At 60.2% G+C, this 18,310-nt stretch carries 16 protein-coding genes; 13 read left to right on the top strand and 3 right to left on the bottom strand.

What is annotated here, in order from left to right; all coding sequences use genetic code 11:
* The first annotated feature begins 75 nt into the window (after nucleotides 1-75).
* The 11 genes from SRB521_RS06150 to argF all read left to right on the top strand — a co-directional run bounded on the left by SRB521_RS06150 (nucleotide 76) and on the right by argF (nucleotide 11,550).
* Entirely contained in the window at nucleotides 76-333 is a 258-nt protein-coding gene (locus SRB521_RS06150) for a hypothetical protein (protein WP_165366586.1), read from the top strand.
* A 235-nt stretch (nucleotides 334-568) separates the two neighbouring features.
* Entirely contained in the window at nucleotides 569-1,153 is a 585-nt protein-coding gene (locus SRB521_RS06155; RefSeq protein WP_075704148.1) for a DegT/DnrJ/EryC1/StrS family aminotransferase, read from the top strand.
* 244 nt (nucleotides 1,154-1,397) lie between these two features.
* Entirely contained in the window at nucleotides 1,398-2,687 is a 1,290-nt protein-coding gene (locus SRB521_RS06160) for a hypothetical protein (RefSeq protein WP_075704147.1), read from the top strand.
* Nucleotides 2,688-2,691: 4 nt separating this feature from the next.
* Nucleotides 2,692-3,396 carry a DUF6320 domain-containing protein gene (locus SRB521_RS06165; RefSeq protein WP_075704146.1) on the top strand — a complete coding sequence of 235 codons (705 nt, stop codon included), beginning with the start codon at nucleotides 2,692-2,694 and terminating at the stop codon, nucleotides 3,394-3,396.
* Between the two features lie 178 nt (nucleotides 3,397-3,574).
* Nucleotides 3,575-4,801, top strand: a complete 1,227-nt coding sequence (locus SRB521_RS06170) for an argininosuccinate synthase (protein ID WP_075704145.1) — start codon at nucleotides 3,575-3,577, stop codon at nucleotides 4,799-4,801.
* A 106-nt stretch (nucleotides 4,802-4,907) separates the two neighbouring features.
* Nucleotides 4,908-6,290 (top strand): argininosuccinate lyase, encoded by a 1,383-nt coding sequence (gene argH, locus SRB521_RS06175; RefSeq protein ID WP_116721969.1) that lies wholly within the window; start codon nucleotides 4,908-4,910, stop codon nucleotides 6,288-6,290.
* Nucleotides 6,287-7,225 carry an N-acetyl-gamma-glutamyl-phosphate reductase gene (gene argC, locus SRB521_RS06180; protein WP_116721970.1) on the top strand — a complete coding sequence of 313 codons (939 nt, stop codon included), beginning with the start codon at nucleotides 6,287-6,289 and terminating at the stop codon, nucleotides 7,223-7,225. The genes argH and argC overlap by 4 nt, the downstream gene beginning before the upstream one ends.
* A gap of 16 nt (nucleotides 7,226-7,241) precedes the next feature.
* Entirely contained in the window at nucleotides 7,242-8,504 is a 1,263-nt protein-coding gene (argJ, locus tag SRB521_RS06185) for a bifunctional glutamate N-acetyltransferase/amino-acid acetyltransferase ArgJ (protein WP_075704143.1), read from the top strand.
* Nucleotides 8,505-8,582: 78 nt separating this feature from the next.
* Nucleotides 8,583-9,437 (top strand): acetylglutamate kinase, encoded by an 855-nt coding sequence (argB, locus tag SRB521_RS06190; protein WP_116721971.1) that lies wholly within the window; start codon nucleotides 8,583-8,585, stop codon nucleotides 9,435-9,437.
* A gap of 9 nt (nucleotides 9,438-9,446) precedes the next feature.
* Nucleotides 9,447-10,628, top strand: coding sequence for an aspartate aminotransferase family protein (locus SRB521_RS06195; RefSeq protein WP_116721972.1), 1,182 nt, complete (start codon nucleotides 9,447-9,449; stop codon nucleotides 10,626-10,628).
* Between the two features lies 1 nt (nucleotide 10,629).
* Entirely contained in the window at nucleotides 10,630-11,550 is a 921-nt protein-coding gene (gene argF, locus SRB521_RS06200; protein ID WP_116721973.1) for an ornithine carbamoyltransferase, read from the top strand.
* A 221-nt stretch (nucleotides 11,551-11,771) separates the two neighbouring features.
* Here the strand turns inward: argF and SRB521_RS06205 are convergent, their stop codons facing one another.
* The 3 genes from SRB521_RS06205 to pheS all read right to left on the bottom strand — a co-directional run bounded on the left by SRB521_RS06205 (nucleotide 11,772) and on the right by pheS (nucleotide 15,696).
* A complete protein-coding gene (locus tag SRB521_RS06205; RefSeq protein ID WP_075705495.1) occupies nucleotides 11,772-12,014 on the bottom strand; it encodes an IreB family regulatory phosphoprotein in 243 nt (80 codons plus the stop codon).
* 183 nt (nucleotides 12,015-12,197) lie between these two features.
* On the bottom strand, nucleotides 12,198-14,594 hold the full coding sequence (gene pheT, locus SRB521_RS06210; RefSeq protein ID WP_116721974.1) for a phenylalanine--tRNA ligase subunit beta: 2,397 nt from the start codon (nucleotides 14,592-14,594) through the stop codon (nucleotides 12,198-12,200).
* A 76-nt stretch (nucleotides 14,595-14,670) separates the two neighbouring features.
* The gene (pheS, locus tag SRB521_RS06215; protein ID WP_033116787.1) at nucleotides 14,671-15,696 is read right to left on the bottom strand and encodes a phenylalanine--tRNA ligase subunit alpha; all 1,026 of its coding nucleotides are present in this window, start codon (nucleotides 15,694-15,696) and stop codon (nucleotides 14,671-14,673) included.
* A 436-nt stretch (nucleotides 15,697-16,132) separates the two neighbouring features.
* Here pheS and SRB521_RS06220 point away from each other — a divergent pair, with 436 nt between their 5' ends.
* Nucleotides 16,133-17,668 carry an NAD(P)H-hydrate dehydratase gene (locus SRB521_RS06220; RefSeq protein ID WP_116721975.1) on the top strand — a complete coding sequence of 512 codons (1,536 nt, stop codon included), beginning with the start codon at nucleotides 16,133-16,135 and terminating at the stop codon, nucleotides 17,666-17,668.
* Between the two features lie 39 nt (nucleotides 17,669-17,707).
* Nucleotides 17,708-18,310, top strand: coding sequence for a hypothetical protein (locus tag SRB521_RS06225; protein WP_227151635.1), 603 nt, complete (start codon nucleotides 17,708-17,710; stop codon nucleotides 18,308-18,310).

The following is an 18,310-nucleotide window of genomic DNA, read 5'->3' on the forward strand; positions in this document are numbered from 1 at the left end:
AAATACATAAAAGGCGACTGGAGAAAAAGTGCTGGTCCAAAAACTACCGGTGAGCTGGAAAGGCAATTATTGGAGATGAAGGAAAAGAAATACTGGAATCGATTGGGGAGTATATTACTGGCTAACTTCACGGCTTATTTTATAGTGACTGGCCTGACATATACTTTCGGAACGCACGAAGAAATAGTCATCGGGATTCAAAGCGGCGAAGCGAATGTACCAGTCGGTGAGATTACAATGGAAACAGTTGTTGAGCAGATGTTTCTGGCTGTTGATGATACGGTTGAAATGTCTGTATTGTTTGCAAGGTCAACCTGTAATTTACCTGGTTAAGCGGTCTTTTGCTTCTTCCCAGGGGAATGATCTTCTCTGCGCGGCATAAAATGCTGATTGATTTTAGCTTGTGTCAGGTAATAACTGGAAGTGTTATTTGTCGGGCGCACAATTGCTGTAAAAGCCCCAAAATCATACAGCTTCAGCAATTTGCCGCCCAGGAAACGGTTGTAGCACAAGCGGTTCGCTGATTACAGTTACCTGCTCCCAAATCTCCGCATTTCTTCACACAAAAGTGAACGGTGTCCGCCCAGGAACTTGGGAGGGCGTAGATGTGGCTGTCTACTCTTACCAAGCAGTAAAAAATTTGTCCACTGCCGATAGTGGTATGATTTGCTTTGCTGACGAAAAGTATGACGCCATTGCCCGTAAATTGGGCTGGCTGGGTATCAATAAAGACACCTATGCCCGCACAGGAGAGAAGGGCACCTATAAGTGGAAATATGACGTAGAGTACGTGGGACAAAAAGATCACGGAAATTCAATTATGGCGGCCATCGCATTGGTACAAATTAAATATTTGGATGAGGAAAATATATTTCGCCGCAAAGCGGTTAAGCAGTCCAATGACGCCTTTGCCGGAAATCCCAACATTCAAATTATCAGCGCGCCTCACGCGGACGAGTGTTCTTACCATACTTATGAAATTGCGGTGCCTGATCGCGATGCCCTTTTGGACGAGCTGGCAAAGCACGAAATCTATGGTGGTGTGCACTACCGGGATAACACGGAGTATGCTATGTATGCCTATGACCATGGCACCTGCCCTCATGCCCATGAAATTTCTCGGCATATTATTACACTGCCGCTAAATCTTTAGCTGACGGATGGGGATGTAGACCAAATTATCAAAATTGTAAATTGTTTTACACAAGATAGCTAAACTTCGAAGGGGTATTGTAATAGTCAAGAACACTTTAATTAATGTGCAACCCCCTGCCGCTTACGAACAAAAGGTTAAGGGATGGGGCAGTATCCAGATAGGGAGTTCCCGCAGTTCTCCTTGTCTTCGCGTCCGCGCTGTGATAAAATACCATCCGTGAACGGAGAGGAGGCGCGGTCGGATGCCGAGGGAGAAGAGGCAGAAGCCGGTTTGGTACAAGCTGGACAATGCGGCCATGATGTACTCCGCCATTCAAAAGGAGAACTACTCGGCGATCTACCGTTTTTCCGCCGTGATGACAGAGCTGGTGGACCCCGAGGCGCTGCAAAGGGCCATCGACAAGACCCTGCCCCGGTTCCCGGGATTCCGAGTCCGCATTAAGCGGGGCGCCTTCTGGTATTACTTTGAGCCCAACGGCGCGCCGGGCCCCTTTGTCAAGGAGGATATGAAAAATCCATGCCAGCCGGTGCGCTTTGGAGAGGATGATGGCTGGCTCATCCGTTTTTTTTACTATGGACACAGGATCTCGCTGGAGGTCTTTCACGCCCTGGCCGACGGAGCCGGGTCCCTGACGCTGCTTCGTACGTTGCTGGCCGTCTATCTCCGAGAGCTGGGGCACGACATCCCCAACACCGACGGGGTCCTGGACATCGATGAGCCGCCCCCGCGGGAGGAGCAGGAGGATGCCTACTTCCGCTATGCCAAGTCCCGGGTCCGAAAGGGGATGGGGGATCGGCGGGCCTATCAGGGGAATGGTACGCCGGAGCCCTTTTACACGCTGAACGTGACCATGGGTCTGGTGCCACTGGACAAGCTCCGGGAGACGGCCCATGGCTATGGCGCGTCGGTGACGGAGTATCTGGCGGCGGTGCTTATCGAGGCCATACTGGCCAAGCAGCGCCGGGAGGGGCGGCGGAGAGAGCTGCCTGTGGCTCTGGCAGTCCCCATCAATCTGCGGCCCCACTTTCCGTCCAAAACGCTGCGGAACTTCATCCTGACGGTCCGGCCATCCATCGATCCCGAGCTGGGCGATTACACTTTTCCTGAGATTGTCGCCCAAGTCCATCACCATATGCGTCTGCACATCAGTCGCCAGGAAATGCAGGCGGTGATCACCCGCAACGTGATGCTCCAGAAGAACCGCCTGCTTCAGATCGTCCCCGCCCCGCTGAAAAATTTGGCCATGGCGGTGAGCTACAAGATCGCGGGCTGCCACCCCTATTCCACCACCTTCACCAACCCCGGCGCCTTTCAGGTGCCGGCGGTGATGGAGCCCCACATCCAGCGCATGGAGGTCATTCTGGGCCAGTCTTACACGCCCCGGGCCAACTGCGCCTCCCTCAGCTTCGGCAATACCATGGAGATCACCTTCGCCGGTACGGTGAAGGAGTCCGAAGTGGAGCGGGATTTTTTCCGCCACTTGGTGCGGGAGGGAATCCATGTCAAGGTGATCTCCAATCGGGAGGAGTGAAACCATGTCCTACTGCGTCAACTGCGGTGTGGAGCTGGACGCCACGGCCAGAGCATGTCCGCTCTGTCACACGCCGGTCCAGAACCCCAATCAGCCGGTGGATGCCGAGCTTCCGCCGCCCTTCCCCAGTCGACGGAAGGAGGTGCAGCCCACCAGCAAAAAGGAACTGGCCCTGCTCATCTCCGCGATGTTTGCCTCGGTGGCCGTGCTGTGCGGGGTGCTCAACCTGTTCTTCCTGCACTCCGGGCGGCCCTGGTCCCTTTACGTCGTTGGCGCGGCTGTGATGCTGTGGCTCTGGCTGGTGCCGCCGCTCCTTCTGCGGGGGATGCCCCTGTGGGTGCGGCTGCTGCTGGACTCCTGCGCGGTGGGGGTATATGTCTATCTGATCTCCATCGACCTCCACGGACAGCGGTGGTTTCTGGGGCTGGCCCTGCCCATCATACTGACCGGCGGAGCCATCGTCACCGCATTGGGACTGATCCTCAGCCGCGGTCGCTCCATTCTCAGCAGCGTTACGCTGATCATCGGCGCCGTCGGCCTCTTTGTGGTGGGGATCGAACTCTTTGTGGACCGCTGGATGGGCGGGAGCTATGAACCGGGCTGGTCCATCGTGGTGGCAACGGTCTGCATTGCCCTGATCATCCCTCTGCTGGTCGTCCGCCACCGCCCTGCCCTCAGGGATGAGGCGCGGCGGAGGTTCCATATGTAGGGACAGAAGATGCACGCATCATGAATATTCATAAATATTTGAATATTATGCGCAAGTTCGTAAAATTGAATCAGAAAAATAGGTAGCAACTCGCATATTTATGCGAGTTGCTACTTGCATTTTACAGCAAGACGTGGTACACTAGCCACAACATTTGAAGGACACGGAGGTTTTCACCATGGCTGAGCAGAAAAAGATCAAAAAAGTAGTTCTCGCCTATTCCGGCGGACTGGATACATCCATCATCATTCCCTGGCTGAAAGAGAATTACGGTGACCCTGAGATCATCGCCGTCTCCGGCGACGTGGGACAGGGCACCGAGCTGGACGGTCTGGAGGAGAAGGCCATCAAGACGGGGGCCTCCAAGCTGTATGTGGAGGACCTGACCGACGAGATGGTGGACGAGGTGATTATCCCTTCCATGCAGATGGGGGCCAAGTATGAGGACTACCTGCTCGGCACCGCCTTCGCCCGGCCCATCATCGCCAAGCGTCTGGTGGAGATCGCCGAAAAGGAGGGCGCTGATGCCATCTGCCATGGCTGCACCGGCAAGGGCAACGACCAGGTCCGGTTCGAGCTGGCCATCAAGCGGTTTGCGCCTGAGATGAAGATCATCGCACCTTGGCGGGAGTGGGATATCAAAGGCCGTGATGAGGAGATCGACTATGCCGAGGCCCACAACGTCCCCCTGAAGATCAGCCGTGAGACCAATTATTCCAAGGACAAGAATCTGTGGCACCTCTCCCATGAGGGCCTGGATCTGGAGGACCCCGCCAACGAGCCCCAGTATGAGAAGCCCGGATTCCTGGAGATGGGTGTAAGCCCTGTCCAGGCCCCCGATGCGCCCACCTATGTGACCATCGACTTTGCCCAGGGTGTGCCCGTGGCGGTGGATGGCGTAAAGATGAAGGCATCCGACGTGGTGCGCAAGCTCAATGAGCTGGGCGGCGCCAACGGTATCGGCCTGCTGGATATCGTGGAGAACCGTCTGGTAGGGATGAAGGACCGGGGCGTCTATGAGACGCCGGGCGGCACCATCCTCTACCGCGCCCATGAGGTGCTGGAGATGATCACCATCGACAAGGACACCGCCCATATGAAGAGCAAGCTGGCGGTGGACTTTGCCGACCTGGTTTACAACGGAAAGTGGTTCACGCCGCTGCGGGAGGCCCTGAGCGCGTTTGCCTCCAAAACGCAGGAGCACGTCACCGGTACCGTGAAGCTCAAGCTGTATAAGGGAAATATCATCACCGCCGGCGTCACCTCTCCCGAGACCCTGTATTCCGAGGATCTGGTCACCTTTGAGGAGAGTGACTATGACCAGAAAGACTCCGCCGGATTCATCAACCTCTGGGGACTGCCCGACACGGTCCAGGCGCTGCGGGAGCAGGGCAAGCTGAAGTAAATCAAATACATCTTTCGGAGACGGGGCGGGTGAATCCGCTCCCTACAAAAATCGTAGGGAACGCATTTATGCGTTCCGTCTCTGTTTATTTGGAGTGATAGTTGCTATGAAACTTTGGGCAGGACGATTCCAGAAGGAGACCGATACGGCGGTCAACGATTTCAATTCCTCCATCAGCTTTGACGCCCGGCTCTATCAGGAGGATATTGCGGGCTCCATCGCCCATGCGACCATGCTGGGAAAACAGGGCGTCATCGAGGAGCATGAGGCGGAAAAGATTATCCAGGGTCTCCAAGCGATTCTCAAGGACATTGAGGCCGGGGCAGTGGAATTCTCCGAGGAGAACGAAGATATCCACATGAACATTGAGAGCGAGCTCACCTCCCGCATCGGCGACACGGGCAAGCGACTCCACACCGCCCGCAGCCGGAACGACCAGGTGGCTGTGGACTTCCGGCTCTATGTAAAAAAGGAGATCCCTGTGATCGTCGGCATGATCCTGGACCTGGAGAAGGTACTGGTTAAAAAGGCGGAGGCCAATCTGAATGCCGTGATGCCTGGCTATACCCATCTCCAGCGGGCACAGCCCACCACCTTTGCCCACTACATGATGGCCTATGCCAACATGCTCAAGCGGGATGTGACCCGGCTGGAGGACTGCCTGGAGCGTATGGACGAGTGTCCGCTGGGCGCCGGTGCCCTGGCCACCTCCACCTATCCGGTGGACCGGTTCCAGACCGCCCAGGCCCTGGGGTTCCGGAAGCCCACCGACAACTCTCTGGACTCCGTGTCCGACCGGGACTTTGCCATTGAGTTTACCTCGGCGCTGTCCATCCTCATGATGCACCTCTCCCGTTTTTCGGAGGAGATCATCCTCTGGTGCTCCTGGGAGTTCAAATTCGTGGAGCTGGACGACGCCTATTCCACCGGCTCTTCCATCATGCCGCAGAAAAAGAACCCGGATGTGGCCGAGCTGGTCCGGGGCAAGACGGGCCGGGTCTACGGCTCCCTCATTACGCTGCTCACCATCATGAAGGGTCTGCCCCTGGCCTATAACAAGGATATGCAGGAGGACAAAGAGCCCGTCTTCGACGCCATCGATACAGTGGAACAGTGCCTGCCCGTCTTTGCCGCCATGGTGGATACGTTGACAGTAAAGAACCGGAACATGCAGAAGGCGGCTGCCGGCGGCTTTATCAACGCCACAGACTGCGCCGATTATCTGGTGAAGAAGGGGCTTCCCTTCCGGGACGCCTATATGATCGTTGGCCGGCTGGTGCATATGTGCATCAAGACGGGGGAGACCCTGGACACCTTGCCGCTGAAGGACTTCCAGTCGGTCTCCGGGGCCTTTGGGCCCGATGTATACCAGGCGCTGGAGCTCAAGACATGCGTGGGAGGCCGCAAAGTCTACGGCGGTCCCGCGCCCGACTCGGTCAAAACGCAGATCGAGCACATCAAGGAGTTTGTAGAGGCGAGGACGGAATGAGACCCAAAGTGTTTATCGACGGCCAGGAGGGGACCACGGGGCTCCAGATATATGAGCGCCTGGGCGGCCGGGAGGATATCGAGCTCCTGCGCATCGATCCGGAAAAGCGCAAGGACGCGCAGGAGCGGAAAAAGCTCCTGAATGATGCGGATCTGGTGTTCTTGTGCCTGCCCGACGCCGCGGCCAGAGAGGCTGTGGCGCTCATTGAGAACGACCGCACAAAGGTAATCGACGCCTCTACCGCTCATCGCACCTCGCCCGGCTGGGTCTATGGCTTTCCGGAGCTGCTGGCCGGGCAGCGTCAGCGGGTGAAGTTTGCCAAGCGTACGGCGAACCCGGGGTGTCACGCCACCGGCTTTCTCTCCGCTGCCGCCCCTCTGGTGGCCACGGGTGTGCTCCCCAGGGATTACCCAGTGACATGTTACTCCCTCACCGGTTATTCCGGCGGGGGCAAAAAGATGATAGCCGAATATGAGGGGGAGGGCAAGGGCGAGGCGCTTGATAGCCCGCGCATTTATGGAACCACGCTCCGGCATAAGCATCTGCCGGAGATGAAGGCCCTCTCCGGATTGGACGAGCCGCCGGTGTTCTGCCCCATCGTGGACGACTATTATAAGGGCATGGCCTCCTGCCTGATGCTCCACAACGCCCGTCTCACCGGTAAGCCCACGGCGGAGGATCTCTGCGAGATCCTGGCCCGGTATTATGAGGACCAGCAGGTGGTGCGCGTGGCGCCCTTTGAAAAGGAAGGCAGTTTTTTGGCCGCCAATGCGCTGGCTGGAACGGACCGGCTGGAGCTGTCCGTCTGGGGGCATGAGAAGCAGACCATCGTAGTGGCCCGTTTTGACAATCTGGGCAAGGGAGCCTCCGGCGCGGCGGTTCAGAATATGAATCTGATGCTCGGCTTTGATGAAACCGCAGGGCTTGCCCTGTGATGAGGAGGATATGGATATGAAAATGCTTCCCGGCGGAGTCACCGCCCCTAAAGGATTCCAAGCGTCCGGCGTCCACTGCGGCGTCAAAAAGGGCAAGGGGGACGGCAATCAGCCCCCCATGAGCAAAATGCCCGAGGTGCTGGAGGGCAAAAAGGACTTGGCCCTCATCCTCTCGGAGAGGGAGTGCACCGCCGCCGCCGTGTACACCCTCAACCGGGTGAAGGCGGCCCCGCTGTATGTCACCATGGACCATCTGGAAAACGGAGAGGCCCAGGGCATCGTGGCCAATTCCGGCAATGCCAACGCCTGTGCCCCCAACAGCCATGAGCACGCGGAGCGGATGTGTGAGCTGGCCGCCGCAGCCACGGGTCTGAAGGCCGGTGATTTTGTGGTGGCATCCACCGGCGTCATCGGGCAGGAGCTGAACATCGCCGCCATTGAGCAGGGGCTGCCCCAGGCGGCGGCACAGCTTTCGAAGGATGGCTCCGACGCGGCCGCCAACGCCATTATGACCACGGATACCGTGAAAAAGGAGCTGGCGGTCTCCTGCATGGTGGGGGGAAAGACTGTCACCATCGGGGCCATCGCCAAAGGCTCCGGCATGATCCATCCCAATATGGGCACAATGCTCTGCTTTGTCACCACTGACTGCGCCGTCACACAGGAGATGCTCTCCGACGCCCTGCATGAGATCGTTCCCCGTACCTTCAACCGCGTTACCATCGACGGGGATACCTCCACCAACGATATGTGCGTGGTGCTGGCCAACGGTATGGCGGAGAACCCCCTTATTGAGTGGAAGGACGACAATTATACCGTATTCTATAAGACGCTCTACAGCGTCTTTGAGCAGCTTGCCCGCAGCATTGCCGCCGACGGCGAGGGGGCCAGCAAGCTCATCACCTGCACCGTGCGGAACGCCCGCAGCGAGGAGAGCGCCGAACGGCTCTCCAAGAGCGTGGTGGGGTCCTCTCTGGTAAAGGCCGCCATGTTTGGCTCTGACGCAAACTGGGGTCGGGTGCTGTGCGCCATGGGTTACTCCAAGGCCCCCTTCCGCCCGGAGTTTGTGGATGTGAAGTTCCGCTCTGTGGTGGGCGAGGTGCTGGTGTGCCGGCAGGGTGCCGGCGTGGATTTCGACGAGGAGCAGGCCACCACGATCCTCAGCCAGGATGAGGTGGTCATCGATGTGGACCTCCACGAGGGCGACCAGCAGGCCACCTGCTGGGGCTGCGATCTCACCTACGACTATGTAAAGATCAACGGCGATTACAGAACCTGAGAGGCGGAGAGCCCCGGGAAAGAGAGATCCCCGCGGGGGCGGCCCTGGCCGCCCGCGGTCAATGGAGGCGTACAAAAAATGTCCAGTTCCCATGTGGAGCGCGCACAGGTCCTGGCCGAGGCGCTCCCCTACATTCAAAAATACAGCGGTAAGACCGTGGTGGTCAAATACGGCGGGAACGCCATGATTTCCGAAGCGCTGCGCAAAGCCGTCATCAGCGACATCATCCTGCTCCATCTGGTGGGGATCCAGGTGGTGGTGGTCCACGGCGGCGGGCCGGAAATATCCGCCATGCTGAAGAAGATCGGCAAGGAGTCCAGGTTTGTGGACGGCCTCCGCTATACCGATGAGGAGACCATGGAGGTCGTGCAGCAGGTGCTGTGCGGCAAGGTGAACAAGGACTTGGTGGCCACCCTGAACCGCATGGGCGGACGGGCCTTGGGCCTGTGCGGGATGGATGCCGGGCTTTTCCAGGCCCGGAAGCTCAGCGAGCGCTACGGCCTGGTGGGGGAGATCACCCAGGTGGACCCCTCCATCGTAGAGGACGCTCTGGCCGACGGCTATATTCCGGTGGTGTCCACCGTGGCCCAGGGTGTGGACGGGGAGACGGCCTACAACATCAACGCCGACACTGCCGCCGCCAAGCTGGCGGTGGCCCTCCACGCGGAAAAGCTCATCCTTCTCACCGATGTGCGGGGTCTGCTGCGGGACCCCAAGAACGAAGAGACGCTCATCCATGTGGTGGAGCTCCCGGAGGTCCCGGGACTGGTCAAGGATGGGATCATTCAAGGGGGGATGATCCCCAAGGTGGACTGTTGTGTGGAGGCGGTCCGCAGCGGAGTGGAGCGCACTCACATTCTGGACGGGCGCATTCCCCACTCCATCCTGATCGAAATGCTCTCCGACGAGGGCATCGGCACTATGCTTCTGTGAGGTGATATCATGGATTTTCAGACCATCAAAGCCCGGGACGACCAATATGTCCTCAACACCTATGCCCGCTTCCCGGTAGACGTCGACCATGGCAAGAACGCTACGCTCTATAGTGCGGAGGGCAGGGAGTATATCGACTTCACCTCCGGCATCGGGGTGAACTCTATCGGCTGCGCCAACCCCAAATGGGTGGACGCCATCGCCGTCCAGGCCGCCAGGCTGGGGCATATGTCCAATCTCTTCTATACCCAGCCCTGCGGCCAGCTGGCCGAACAGCTCTGCCGCCGGGCCGGCATGTCGGCGGCCTTTTTCGCCAATTCCGGCGCGGAATCCAACGAGGGCCTCATCAAGCTGGCCCGGAAATATTCCTTCGACAAGTACGGGAAGGGGAGAGGGACCATCCTCACCCTGAAAAATTCTTTCCATGGCCGCACCGTCACCACTCTGTCGGCCACTGGCCAGGATGTATTCCATAACTATTTCTTCCCGTTCACCGATGGGTTCCGTTTTGCCGAGCCCACCATGGATGGGATCGCCGAGGTCTCCGGCCACGACGTCTGCGCGGTCATGCTGGAGCTGATCCAGGGGGAGAGCGGCGTCTATCCGCTGGACCAGGGCTTTGTCCACGATCTGGCAGTCCTCTGTGCCGAGCGGGACTGGCTGCTGCTGGTGGACGAGGTCCAGACGGGGATCGGGCGCACCGGCACTCTGTTCTGTTATCAGCAGTACGGTATTCTGCCCGATGCGGTGTCCTTTGCCAAGGGCATTGCAGGGGGGCTGCCCTTCGGCGGCTTTCTGGTCAGCGAGAAGTGCCGCAGCGTTCTTACGCCGGGCACCCATGCCACCACCTTCGGCGGCAACCCCGTCTGCGCCGCCGCCGCGCTGGCGACGCTGCAAATTCTCAGCGAGGATGTGATGGGGGAGATCACCGACAAGGGAAATTATCTGCGGGGGGCCATTGAATCCTTGGAGCTGCCGTGTCTGGGGAAGACAAGGGGACTGGGACTGATGATCGGTATCGAGGTGAAGCCCGGCCGGACCAACCGGGACGTGGCGGTGCAGCTCATGGAAAACGGGCTTCTGGTGCTGACGGCGGGCCCCGCCCTTCGCCTGCTACCGCCGCTCACCATCACCAAGGACGAAATGGACAAGGGCCTTGCCATCATGAAGCAGACGCTGGGGGGAATGTAAGATGCAGAAAGGCCTTTTGAAGCTGCTGGACCTCACCCGGGAGGATATCACTAGGATTCTCAATGTGGGCGACCAGATGAAGTACAACCAGAAGCATGGCCTCACCCACAACTATCTCCAGGGCAAGACGCTGGCCATGATCTTTGAGAAGAATTCCACCCGCACCCGGGTCTCCTTCGAGACCGGCATGTATCAGTTGGGGGGACACGCCCTTTTCCTCTCCGGCAAGGAGAGCCAGATTGGCCGTGGGGAGCCCATCGAGGACACCGCGCGGGTCCTGTCCCGGTACTGTGACGGCATCATGATCCGCACCTATGGCCAGGACGAGGTGGAGGAGCTGGCAAAATACGCCTCCATTCCCGTCATTAACGGACTGACGGACTTCGCCCATCCCTGCCAGGTCCTGGCCGATCTCATGACCGTCCGGGAGCGGATGACCCGCCTGGAAGGGCTGAAGCTCTGCTTTGTCGGCGACGGCAACAACATGGCCAACTCCCTGATTGTGGGCGGCCTCAAATGCGGCATGGACGTGTCCGTGGCCTGCCCGGAGGGCTATGATCCCGATGCCAAGGTGCTGGACTTTGCAAAGACGGTCACCGACGCCAAGTTTACCCTCTGCCGGGACCCCGGGGAGGCCGCGGAGGGCGCCGATGTGATCATCACCGATGTGTGGGCCTCCATGGGGCAGGAGGAGGAGCGTGAGAAGCGCCGGTTGGCCTTTGAGGGGATCTATCAGGTCAACGCGGAGCTGATGAAGGCGGCACACCCCGGGGCCATGGTGCAGCACTGCCTGCCCGCCCACCGCGGAGAGGAGATCACCGCCGAGGTATTCGAAGCCCACGCAGATGAGATTTTTGACGAGGCGGAGAACCGCCTCCATGCCCAGAAGGCGGTCATGTATCTGCTCATGGGTGAGCAGTGAGCGGTATCAAGGATAAAAAATCGCCCCGTCCAGCGGACGGGGCGATTTTTTATCCTCACAAGGAAGCCGAACGCAGAGACTTTGCCGGCAAAGTCCGAAGGGCGGCACGGCGGGAAAGAAAACCTTCCCCTCACGCACAGGCAAAGCCCAAGGCCTGTTTGTATATTGCAATAGGTCCGGTGGCAAGGGAACTCGGCCTGTCGGCAATGTTCAGACAAGCCCTAATCGGCCAAGTACTTCTTCACCAGCTCTTGCAGCAACTCATCCCGGTCCAGCCGGCGGATGAGGGAGCGGGCGTTGTTGTAGTTGGTGATATAGGTGGGGTCTTCGGAGAGGATATATCCGACGATCTGATTGATGGGGTTATACCCCTTCTCCTGGAGCGAGTTGTACACAGAGGTCAGAATGGCCTTGATCTCGTCGCCCTTGTCCTCGTTCAGATTGAATTTGCGCGTAAAATCCATTTGCTGGTTCACGTCGGTACACCTCCTGGGGCACTGCCCGTTACTGTTACCAATTGTAGCTGAAATTACGCATGGTGTAAAGGGGAGAAGAAGAAAATTTATGTTTAATTAAGGACTCCCCGGCGCATGCGTCGGGGCACTGGAGGAATTTGTACAAATGAAAAAATGAAAAAGAGGTCCGGATCAGCGAAGAACGGCGCCCAGTTCCTTTTGCAGCAGCTCCAGCACGCTCTTTACGTCCTCGTCGGCCTCGGCGGCGGTGAGGCTGCGCTCATCGGAGCGGAGAGTCAGGTTAAACGCCACGCTCTTTTTGCCCGCGGGGATGGGAGCGCCGGTGTAGATGTCGAAGAGCTCTACTTCCTTGAGCAGGCCCCTGGCGCCCCGGCTGATGCAGTTTTCCAGGGTGGCCACGGGGATAGAGGCGTCACAGACCACGGCGATGTCCCGGGCTACGCTGGGGAACTTGGGCAGGGGGACATACTCCGGCTCGGGCCCCTGGAAGCGCATGAGGGCCTCGAAGGAGAGCTCGGCGCAGTAGAGCGCGGTGTCCACGCCATAATTGGCGCATACGGTGGGATGGATCTGCCCCAGGACGCCGATCTGCTCCCCGCCGACACAGACGGTGGCACAGCGGCCTGGATGGTAGGAGGCGTTGTCGCGGCAGGCTTGGTAGGATACGCCCCCAACCCGTATGCTGTGGAGCAGAGCCTCCACCACGCCCTTGAGACCGAAAAAGTCTATGTCCCCATAAGCGCCCAGCGAGAGTACCTTGGGCTCGTCGGCAAGGCCGTCGGCCCTGGGGAGATAGATCCTGCCCAGCTCATAGAGCCGCGCGCTCTTGTTGCGGAAATTATAGTTGCGGGCCAGAATTTCCAGCATGGAGGGCAGAGTGGTGGTGCGCATGATGGAAGTGTCCTCTCCAAGGGGGTTGAGGATTTTCAGGCTGCGGCGGCGGGGATCTTCCGGCGCCCAGCCGATCTTGTCATAATAGGTCGGAGAGATGAAAGAGTAGGTGATGATTTCGTCGTAGCCGGCGCTGCGGCAGGTCTGTCCCAGGCGCCGCTCCAGGCGCTGCGCGGGGGAATAGCCGCCCTGGGTGGTGGTTCCGCGCATCAGGGTGACGGGAATGCGGTTGTAGCCATGGAAGCGGGCCACCTCCTCGGCCAAGTCGGCCATGGTCAGCACGTCCCCACGCCAGGACGGGACGGTGATGCGGTCTCCTTCCACCTGGAAATCCAGCTTGCGGAGGATGGAGGCCATCTCTTCGCCGGAGACGTCGGTACCCAGCAGGTCGTTGATCTTTTCCGGCTCCAGATCCAGAACGGTGGGCTGAGGAACGTGATTGAGAATGTCGATGACGCCATCCACCACTTCGCCGGCCCCCAGGAGCTCTACCAGCTCGCAGGCGCGATTTACGGCGGGGAGGGTGTTCATGGGGTCCAGACCCTTCTCGTACTTGGCGGAGGCCTCCGTGCGCATACCCAAGGACAAGGCGGTGCGGCGGATGGTAGTGCCGTCGAAGTTGGCCGACTCAAAGACCACATCCACGGTGTCGTCTACAATTTCGCTGTTCAGACCGCCCATGATGCCAGCCAATCCCACAGCCCTGTGTGCGTCGGCGATGACCAGCATGCTGGGATTGAGCTTGCGGGGGGTTCCGTCCAGGGTGGTGAGAGTCTCGCCGTCTTTTGCACGGCGGACGATGATCCTTCCGCCCTTTACATAGCGGTAGTCAAAGGCGTGCATGGGCTGGCCATACTCCAGCATGACGTAGTTGGTGATGTCCACGATGTTGTTGATGGGACGCACGCCCATGGCCCGCAGCCGCTGGCGCATCCACAGGGGGGAGGGGCCGATCTTTACGTTGCGTACCATCCGGGCGGTGTACCGGGGGCACAGGTCCGCATCGGGAGTCTCCACGTCCAGCAAGTCGCGGAGGGCGCCGGGCCCGCCGCCCTTCACCTCCGGCGTATGGAGGGTGAGGGGGGTGCCGAAGGTGGCGGCCGCCTCCCGCGCCAGACCGATGACGGAGAGGCAGTCGGGACGGTTGGGGGTGATCTCAAACTCCACTACGTGGTCGTGATAGCCGATGGCCGCCCGAAGATCGTCGCCGGGGCGGAGGTCCCTGGCGCTCAGGTCGGGGTCGCTATTTAAAATGAAGATGCCGTCCACGATGCTCAGGGGCCAGTCATGGTCGGTCATGCCCAGCTCCTTGTAGGAGCAGAGCATGCCCACAGAGGCCTCTCCGCGGAGCGTTCCTGCGGTGATGTGGACTCCGCCGGGGAGGGTGGAGCCGTCCTTGGCCACGGGCACCAAGTCGCCCTCCCGGACGTTCTGTGCGCCGGTGACGATCTGTATCGGGGCGGCCCCGCCGATGTCCACCTGACAGATCCACATGTGGTCGGAATTGGGGTGACGGATCAGGGAGAGAACCTTGCCCACCACTACGTTTTCGATCTCGGCGCCCTCCACCTCGGTGATCTCCACCTTGGAGCCGGAGAGTGTCATGGCCTCGGCAAAGTCGCGGTCGGGGGCCGAGACGGGGGTGAATTCGTTCAGCCATTCACGGGATAATTTCATATGTCAAAACTCCTTGCTTATCGTCCATAGTCGCAGAGCGGACCGGATGTAGGTCCGCCGCGCCGGCCTCGGTATCTCAGAATTGCTCCAGGAAGCGCACATCATTTTCGAAGATGAGCCGCATGTCGGCGATCTTGAACTGCCGCAGGGCCAGCCGCTCCAGACCCATGCCGAAGGCCCAGCCGCTGTAGACCTCGGGATCGATACCGGCCATCTCCAGCACTCTGGGATGGACCATGCCGGCGCCCAGCACTTCGATCCAGCCCTCGCCCTTGCAGGTGGGGCAGCCGGCACCGCCGCACTTGTGGCACTGCACGTCCATCTCGCAGGAGGGCTCGGTGAAGGGGAAGTGGTGGGGGCGGAAACGGGTGACGGTGCCCTCTCCGTAGAGCTGCTCCATCACAGTGTTGAGCGTCCCCTTTAGGTCGGCCATGGTGACGCCCTTGTCAATGACCATGCCCTCCACTTGATGGAACATGGGGGAGTGAGTGGCGTCCACCTCGTCCTTCCGGTAGACGCGGCCGGGGGCGATGATGCGGATGGGCAGGGGCATGGTCTCCATAGCCCGCACCTGCATGGGAGAGGTCTGGGAGCGGAGCATCACCCGGCTGTCCTGATCAAAGTAGAAGGTGTCAGACCAGTCGCGGGAGGGATGCCCTTCAGGTGCGTTGAGCTTGTCAAAGTTATATTCTGCCAGCTCCACCTCGGGGCCGTCCAGCACTTGGAAGCCCATGCCCACGAAGATATCCTTGATCTCGTCCAGGGCGATATACATGGGGTGGCGGTGGCCCAGCTCCACAGGCTTGCCGGGGATGGTCACGTCCACCTGCTCCAGCTCCAGCCGGGCGTCCAGGGCGGCCTTCTCGATCCGCTTCTGCTCCTGCTCCAGGGCGGTGGTCAGGGCCTCACGCACTTCGTTGGCGAGCTGACCGATAATGGGCCGCTCCTCGGCGGACAGGCCGCCCATCTGCTTGAGGACGGCGGTGAGCGCACCCTTCTTCCCCAGGTATTTGACCCGCAGCGCATCCAAGTCTTGGGCCGTCTTGGTCTCGGAGAGGGCCGCAAGGGCCTCGCGCCTGATCTGTTCCAGTTTTTCCTTCATAAAATCGCAGCTCCTTTGCGTATTTTCACAATAAAAAAGGCCCCTCATCCCATACAAGGGACGAAAGGCAAACCTTCCGCGGTACCACCCACGATTCGCACCGCACCCGGCGCGCACTCAACCCCCTCTAACGGCGGGCAGCCGTCCACGTCTTTCCCCGCAGCCGCTCCCGGGCGAACCAAGCGCAGCGTCCGCAGTCTGGCTCTCAGCCGGTGACCAGACCTCTCTTGGCGGCGGTTTGACGCTATTTTCCCGTTCCTCGCGTTTACAATTGTCTTTTATATCACATTGGCGGGAAAATTGCAAGATGGTTTTTCATACGGAGTTAGACAAATACGCGTCCGAGTGGTACAATGTCAGGCAACGGGGAGCGCGCCGCCCCGACCGGAGGGCGCTGCCTGTGCAAGAAAAGAACGCTGACTGAGGAGATATGGCTATGCTGATCGCAACCGCCGCGCAGATGAGAGAGATCGACCGCGCGGCCATTCAGGACCGAGGGATCTGTTCCACACTGCTGATGGAGAACGCCGCAAAGGCCGTGGCCGAGGCATGCATCTCTCTGGTGAATCGGAGGCGGGGGGGCCGGGCCGCTGTTTTTTGCGGGCCGGGAAACAATGGAGGGGACGGCGTGGCCGCGGCCCGATTCCTGATGGAGGCCGGGCTGGAGGTCCGGGCCTTTCTGGTGGGAAAGCGGGAGAAGATGACCCCTGACTGCCGGGAGATGGAGAGTCGTCTCCGGAAGGCGGGCGGCGCGCTGGAGGACTTTGCGCCGGACGCCGCCTTTGCCTCCTGGTGTCTGGAGTGCGACGTGATGGTGGACGCTCTGTTCGGTATCGGGCTCAATACGCCTCTCTGGGGAAACCCCTACACCGCCGTGCAGATGATGAACACCTGCCCTGTGCCCGTGGTGGCGGTGGACATTGCCAGCGGGGTGGAGGCCGACACGGGGCGGATCCTCGGGGTCGCCGTGGAAGCCGACGAGACCGTTACTTTTACCTGCCCGAAGGCGGGGCATGTTTTGGGGCAGGGGGGATTGTGCTGCGGACGTCTGACTGTGGCGGACATCGGCATCCCCGCCGGGCTGATCCGGGGGCTGGACGAGACGCTCCGGGCCGTGGGGCCCGGCGACATCCATCTGCCCCGCCGGGCAAGGGACTCCTACAAGGGAGACTACGGAAAGGTTTACATTCTGGGGGGCAGCGTGGGGTACAGTGGCGCCCCTGTGTTCGCGGCGCGGGCGGCGGTGCGCACCGGCGCGGGGCTGGTGTCCCTGGGCGTACCCGCCCCTCTCTGGCCCATTGCGGCCGCCAAACTGGACGAGGCCATGGCCCACCCCCTCCCATCCGGGAAAGAGGGAATGCTCTCTCTGGAGGCGACGGAGGAGACCCTCAGACGTCTGGATACCTGCGATGTGTGTCTCATCGGTCCGGGACTGGGGCGGGGGAACGGCGTGGCCTCGGTGGTGCGGCATATCCTCAGGAGTACCCATCTGCCGGTGGTGCTGGACGCCGACGGCATAAACGCTCTGGAGGGACATATAGATGTGTTGGATGCCCGCGGCGGCAGCTTCACGGTGCTCACGCCCCACGACGGAGAATTTGTCCGCATCGGCGGAGATCTTTCCGGCGGGGACCGGCTGGCGGCGGCCAGGTCGTTCGCCGCGGAGCACGGCTGCGCGCTGGTGCTCAAGGGACACCGTACCATCGCGGCCTTCCCCGACGGCACGGCTTATATCAACACCACGGGAAATCCGGGCATGGCCAAGGGGGGCAGCGGCGACATACTGGGGGGAATCATCATCTCTCTGCTGGGGCAGGGGCTGACGGCCCGGGAGGCGATCCCCATGGCGGTATGCCTCCACGGCATGGCGGGTGACCTGTGCGCCCGGGAGCTGGGGGAGTATGGTATGACGCCCAGCGATATGATCGAGCGGCTGCCTCTGGTCATGAAGACCTTTGAGCGCCGGTCCTGAGGCATCCCGCAGGTCAAAACGATTCAGGAGGAGAAAAAAGTGCGCAAGAGAACTGTGTGCGCACTAATGATGACCCTGTGCCTGCTGGCCGCCTGCGGCGGAGAAGCGGGAACAGGCAACAACACCGATGAATTGGCGCTGGACATCCGGGCAGACTACCTCTCTATGTCCGGCTGTACCGCCCGGATGGACGTCACCGCAGACTATGGGGAAAGAGTCTACACATATACCCTGGACCTCAGCTATCAGAAGGACGGGGACACCACGCTTGCGGTAGTCGCGCCTGAGGAAGTGGCGGGTGTGACCGCGCGGCTGAGCGGGGAGGAGACCTTCTTGGAGTTCGACGGCGTGAGCCTGGAGACAGGGCCGCTGGACGATACCGGGCTCTCTCCGCTCAGCGCGGCTCCGGCCCTGCTCCGCTGTGCCAGGGAGGGCTTCATTGCGGAGAGCGCCCTGGAGACGGTGGGAGAGAGCGAGTGCCTCAAAGTGGTCTGCCGAGACCCGGAGGTACAGCCCGGCACGGGAACAGAGGTCTCCCTGTGGTTCGATGCGGGCACCCATGCCCTGAAACAAGGGGAGATCCTCTCAGACGGGGCCCGGATCGTGGCCTGTATTTTTACACAATTCAGCATGACGACATAA

This window comes from Intestinimonas butyriciproducens, assembly GCF_004154955.1.
In the GTDB taxonomy this organism is placed as follows: Bacteria; Bacillota; Clostridia; order Oscillospirales; family Oscillospiraceae; genus Intestinimonas; species Intestinimonas butyriciproducens.